Annotated in this window: 3 tRNA genes and 3 rRNA genes; all 6 read right to left on the reverse strand. The window is 53.0% G+C overall.

Annotated elements, in window-relative coordinates:
- Position 1 precedes the first annotated feature (1 nt).
- Positions 2–78 (reverse strand) — tRNA-Met (locus tag OB03_RS04180).
- Positions 79–140: 62 nt separating this feature from the next.
- Positions 141–255: ribosomal RNA gene (rrf, locus tag OB03_RS04185) — 5S ribosomal RNA — on the reverse strand.
- A gap of 74 nt (positions 256–329) precedes the next feature.
- Positions 330–3,109 (reverse strand): 23S ribosomal RNA (locus OB03_RS04190).
- 294 nt (positions 3,110–3,403) lie between these two features.
- Positions 3,404–3,479 (reverse strand) — tRNA-Ala (locus OB03_RS04195).
- Between the two features lie 39 nt (positions 3,480–3,518).
- Positions 3,519–3,595: transfer RNA gene (locus tag OB03_RS04200), tRNA-Ile, on the reverse strand.
- Between the two features lie 175 nt (positions 3,596–3,770).
- Positions 3,771–5,233 (reverse strand): 16S ribosomal RNA (locus tag OB03_RS04205).
- Together the 16S, 23S and 5S rRNA genes with 3 tRNA genes alongside form the textbook arrangement of a ribosomal RNA operon.
- Positions 5,234–5,652 lie beyond the last annotated feature (419 nt).

Genomic DNA, 5,652 nt, shown 5'->3' on the forward strand with positions numbered 1-5,652 from the left:
TTGGGTGCGGGAGTAGGATTTGAACCTACGACCTTCAGGTTATGAGCCTGACGAGCTACCGGGCTGCTCCATCCCGCGTCAAAGGCGTAGGATATTGTGAGGAAGGATGAGAAGTTCGTTTATCATTATATACTTGGTAGACCCGGCGACGACCTACTCTCCCGCGTCTTAAGACGAAGTACCATCGGCTCTGGAGACCTTAACGACCGAGTTCGGAATGGGATCGGGTGGGGAATCTCCGACAAAGTCACCGGGTCAACCAAGTATATAAGGATGAGAAGAAATCGCGTTTTTATTGGTAAAGTAAAACCAATGGGTTTTGCTGAGAAACGATCAAGCCGATCGGATTATTAGTACCAGTAAGCTTCACACGTCACCGCGCTTCCACACCTGGCCTATCAACGTGGTAGTCTTCCACGATCCTCAGCGAAGCCTTGTTTTGAGGTTAGTTTCCCGCTTAGATGCTTTCAGCGGTTATCTATTCCATACTTAGCTACCCTGCTGCGCGGCTGGCGCCACGACAGGTCCACCAGAGGTATGTCCATCCCGGTCCTCTCGTACTAGGGACAGATCCTCTCAAGCTTCGAACACCCACGGCAGATAGGGACCAAACTGTCTCACGACGTTCTGAACCCAGCTCACGTACCTCTTTAAATGGCGAACAGCCATACCCTTGGGACCTGCTCCAGCCCCAGGATGAGATGAGCCGACATCGAGGTGCCAAACTTTGCCGTCGATATGGACTCTTGGGCAAAATCAGCCTGTTATCCCTAGAGTACCTTTTATCCGTTGAGCGATGGCCCTTCCACGCGGGACCACCGGATCACTATGGCCGACTTTCGTCTCTGCTCGACTTGTCAGTCTCGCAGTCAGGCGGGCTTATGCCATTGCACTCGACGACCGATTTCCGACCGGTCTGAGCCCACCATCGCGCGCCTCCGTTACACTTTAGGAGGCGACCGCCCCAGTCAAACTACCCACCACGCCATGTCCCGGGACCGGATAACGGCCCTCGGTTAGACGTCAACGACAGTAAGGGTGGTATTTCAAGGATGGCTCCACCAGAGCTGGCGCCCCGGCTTCATAGCCTCCCACCTATCCTACACATACGGTCGCTAACGCCAAGGCGAAGCTATAGTAAAGGTTCATAGGGTCTTTCCGTCTGACCGCGGGAACCCCGCATCTTCACGGGGAATTCAATTTCACTGAGCCTGTGCTGGAGACAGTGGGGAAGTCGTTACGCCATTCGTGCAGGTCGGAACTTACCCGACAAGGAATTTCGCTACCTTAGGACCGTTATAGTTACGGCCGCCGTTTACCTGGGCTTCAGTTCGGAGCTTTCACTCCTCCCTTTAACCTTCAGGCACCGGGCAGGCGTCAGACCCTATACGTCGCATTGCTGCTTCGCAGAGCCCTGTGTTTTTGCTAAACAGTCGCTACCCCCTGGCTTGTGCCACTTAGTTCTGCTTGCGCAGAGTAAGTCACGCTTATTCCGAAGTTACGCGTGCAATTTGCCGAGTTCCTTCAGCACAGTTCTCTCAAGCGCCTTGGTATGCTCTACCTGACCACCTGTGTCGGTTTCGGGTACGGTCTCTGCTAGAGTTATTTCCAGGGACAACGCCCCTGCACAGACAATCCAATAAGCCTGTACAAGTTATGCCATCCGTCACTTCTAGCTGGTGCAGGAATATTTACCTGCTTCCCATCGACTACGCTTTTCAGCCTCGCCTTAGGGGCCGACTAACCCTGCGCAGATTAGCTTTACGCAGGAACCCTTGGTCTTTCGGCGACAGTGTTTCTCACACTGTTTATCGTTACTCATGTCAGCATTCTCACTTCCGATACCTCCAGCCAACCTCACGGTTGACCTTCACCGGCTTACGGAACGCTCCGCTACCGCTTGCAGTAAACTGCAAACCCATATCTTCGGCACGTGGCTTTAGCCCCGTTACATTTTCCGCGCAGGATCGCTTGATCAGTGAGCTGTTACGCTTTCTTTAAAGGATGGCTGCTTCTAAGCCAACCTCCTGATTGTCAAAGCAATCCCACATCGTTTCCCACTTAGCCACGATTTGGGGGCCTTAGATGATGGTTAGGGTTGTTTCCCTTTTCACGACGGACGTTAGCACCCGCCGTGTGTCTGCCCGATAGTACTCCTGGGTATTCGGAGTTTGGTTAGTATTGGTACCGCTCGCGCAGCCCGCAACCATCCAGTGCTCTACCCCCCAGGGTATTCGTCGGACGCTCTACCTAAATAGATTTCGCGGAGAACCAGCTATGTCCAGGTTTGATTGGCCTTTCACCCCTATCCACAAGTCATCCCAGAATTTTTCAACATTCACGGGTTCGGACCTCCAGTTAGTGTTACCTAACCTTCATCCTGCTCATGGATAGATCACCTGGTTTCGGGTCGTCATACGTCGAACTTAGCGCCCTATTCAGACTCGCTTTCGCTGCGCCTACACCTAACGGCTTAAGCTTGCTCGACACATGAAGTCGCTGACCCATTATACAAAAGGTACGCCGTCACCTCGCTTGGAGGCTCCGACTGCTTGTAGGCTTCCGATTTCAGGTTCTGTTTCACTCCCCTTGTCGGGGTGCTTTTCACCTTTCCCTCACGGTACTTGTTCACTATCGGTCGTAGAGGAGTACTTAGGCTTGGAGGGTGGTCCCCCCATGTTCAGACAGGATTTCACGTGTCCCGCCCTACTCGAGTCTCTTGCTGTTTGATGGCTACGGGGCTTTCACCCACTATGGCCGACTTTTCCAAGTCGTTCGCCTTTATTTCACAAGAGCACTGGCCTGGTCCCGGTTCGCTCGCCACTACTACGGGAGTCTCGGTTGATGTCCTTTCCTCCGGGTACTGAGATGTTTCAGTTCCCCGGGTTCGCTCAATGAAGCCTATGTATTCAGCTCATTGTACCTTTAACAATCGTCCAACCGTTACCCCGAAGGGTAGAAGTTGGAAGACTGCAAAGGTGGGTTTCCCCATTCAGAAATAACCGGATCAAAGGGTGCTAGCGCCTCCCCGGTTCTTATCGCAGCTTGCCACGTCTTTCATCGCCTCTCTACGCCAAGGCATCCGTCAGAAGCCCTTCAACGCTTGATCGTTTCTCAGCAAAACCCATGCATAGTTTATCCACGGCCCGGAAAGAGGTGAGCGGTGGACTATGCCTGGTGTTTTACTTTGCCAGACGATTTCTTCTCGAACCTGACCTCAAGCTTATGAACAAGCCGGTCAAATCCTTCCTTCACAATGTCAATGCAGACAATCCGAAGATCAGCTGCAAACTCGTGTTGATTGCGAGATACCCGATATCCAATCGAAGCAGCCAGCGCGGCGCTTAACGATTGTCTCTTTAACGTCCTCAAGTAGCCGATAGGCGATAGGACAAGAAAGAGATGGTGGAGCCAGACGGAGTCGAACCGACGACATCCTGCTTGCAAAGCAGGCGCTCTACCAACTGAGCTATGGCCCCAAAACTTGGGATAGTAAGCCAGATGATAATGCGTCGTGCTGGTAGGCCTGGGCAGACTCGAACTGCCGACCTTACGCTTATCAGGCGTACGCTCTAACCACCTGAGCTACAGGCCTCTAGGCAGCGCGACAGCCCGTTATCTCAGGCTCGCAATCACAGCCATCTGTCATGAAGCCACATGCTTCAAAGTCGACGACTGAATGTTGGAAAGAGAAACGAAGACGGCGGCGAACCGCATATGTTTGGAGCCTCAATAATGTCTCGTGAGAGACACTGGAGAAGCATCCTTAGAAAGGAGGTGATCCAGCCGCAGGTTCCCCTACGGCTACCTTGTTACGACTTCACCCCAGTCGCTGACCCTACCGTGGTTGGCTGCCTCCATTGCTGGTTAGCGCACCACCTTCGGGTAGAACCAACTCCCATGGTGTGACGGGCGGTGTGTACAAGGCCCGGGAACGTATTCACCGCGGCATGCTGATCCGCGATTACTAGCGATTCCAACTTCATGCCCTCGAGTTGCAGAGGACAATCCGAACTGAGACAACTTTTAAGGATTAACCCTCTGTAGTTGCCATTGTAGCACGTGTGTAGCCCACCCTGTAAGGGCCATGAGGACTTGACGTCATCCCCACCTTCCTCCGGCTTAGCACCGGCAGTCCCATTAGAGTTCCCAACTAAATGATGGCAACTAATGGCGAGGGTTGCGCTCGTTGCGGGACTTAACCCAACATCTCACGACACGAGCTGACGACAGCCATGCAGCACCTGTGTCCTAGTCTCCGAAGAGAAAGCCACGTCTCCGTGGCGGTCCAGGCATGTCAAAAGGTGGTAAGGTTCTGCGCGTTGCTTCGAATTAAACCACATGCTCCACCGCTTGTGCGGGCCCCCGTCAATTCCTTTGAGTTTTAATCTTGCGACCGTACTCCCCAGGCGGATTGCTTAATGCGTTAGCTGCGTCACCGAACTGCATGCAGCCCGACAACTAGCAATCATCGTTTACGGCGTGGACTACCAGGGTATCTAATCCTGTTTGCTCCCCACGCTTTCGCGCCTCAGCGTCAGTAATGAGCCAGTATGTCGCCTTCGCCACTGGTGTTCTTCCGAATATCTACGAATTTCACCTCTACACTCGGAGTTCCACATACCTCTCTCACACTCAAGATCGCCAGTATCAAAGGCAATTCCGAAGTTGAGCTCCGGGATTTCACCTCTGACTTAACGATCCGCCTACGCGCCCTTTACGCCCAGTAATTCCGAGCAACGCTAGCCCCCTTCGTATTACCGCGGCTGCTGGCACGAAGTTAGCCGGGGCTTCTTCTGTAGGTACCGTCATTATCGTCCCTACTGAAAGAATTTTACAATCCTAAGACCTTCATCATTCACGCGGCATGGCTGCGTCAGGCTTTCGCCCATTGCGCAAGATTCCCCACTGCTGCCTCCCGTAGGAGTTTGGGCCGTGTCTCAGTCCCAATGTGGCTGATCATCCTCTCAGACCAGCTACTGATCGTCGCCTTGGTAAGCTTTTACCTTACCAACTAGCTAATCAGACGCGGGCCGCTCTAAAGGCGATAAATCTTTCCCCCGAAGGGCACATTCGGCATTACCACCCGTTTCCAGGAGCTATTCCGAACCTAAAGGCACGTTCCCACGTGTTACTCACCCGTCCGCCACTAACCCCGAAGGGTCCGTTCGACTTGCATGTGTTAGCCCTGCCGCCAGCGTTCGCTCTGAGCCAGGATCAAACTCTCAGGTTGAGTTGACCATTGACCTAAGCATTCGAGACCGAAGTCTCTATGGCATTAGTTCTACGTATTTATTTGACGAGATCCCACAAGACCGATCCGAAGATCAGTTTCATGGTTGTATCTTTTCAAAAAGACCGCAGTTGTCAGTGTCATCTATAATGAACCCCGTTAAGGGTTCCGCTAGAACACCGCCGCCTGCGTTTCTCTTTCCAGATCTACGATTTCAAAGACCAGACCCGAAGGCCGTCTGAACACTTTAGCGCCAGTTCGCGGCGGAGGCGGCTGTTTAAGCTACCCAGTTTTCCGTGTCAAGCACTTCTTTTTAAAGAAGTTTTCGACAACACCGAAACCGCCGAGGCGCTTCCGAAGGAGGCGGGTATCTACCGATCCACCGTCCCCATGTCAACCCGACCTTCCGATCTTTTTCC

Source organism: Brevundimonas sp. GN22, from assembly GCF_054824005.1.